Below are 516 nucleotides of genomic sequence, written 5' to 3'. Positions count from 1 at the left end.
ACCTTCAATCACGGTGGCACCCGGTCAAACGCCGTTGAAATGATCGATGATGAGATTATCGTCTTTATCACCCAAGACGCCATACTCGATGATCGCGATGCAATCAAAAACCTCACCAAATATTTCGAGAATTCGCGTGTGGGTGCCGTTTACGGGCGCCAGCTTCCTCACAATGATGCCAACCCGCTCGCAATCCACGCCCGGACGACAAGTTATGGTCCGGAAAGTTATGTCACATCGATGGAAAGCGATTATCCGGTCGGAATACGTAAGTGTTTCATGTCGAATTCATTCGCCGCTTATCGCCGTTCTGCCTTGTTGGAGGTAGGAGGATTTCCGGACGATGTGATCTTGTCCGAGGATATGTACGTCGCAGCCAAAATGCTCGAGCTGGGCTGGGAAATCGCCTATGCTGCCGACGCCCGTGCTCAACATTCCCATAACTATTCTGTTGCTGAAGAATTTCGCCGCTATTTCGATATTGGCGTTTTCCAAAGTCAGGAAGACTGGATTCTT

General features: G+C 49.8%; 1 protein-coding gene. It reads left to right on the top strand.

Translation table 11 applies throughout. The features are described 5' to 3' along the window. The coding region (locus C8029_RS04260) for a glycosyltransferase family 2 protein (protein WP_152002334.1) at nt 1-516 on the top strand (516 nt) is incomplete at both ends.

Origin of the sequence: Roseobacter sp. TSBP12 (assembly GCF_009129705.1) — a bacterium.
GTDB classification, from domain to species: domain Bacteria; phylum Pseudomonadota; class Alphaproteobacteria; order Rhodobacterales; family Rhodobacteraceae; genus Celeribacter; species Celeribacter baekdonensis_A.
This window is presented reverse-complemented; position numbering and strand designations above follow the sequence as displayed.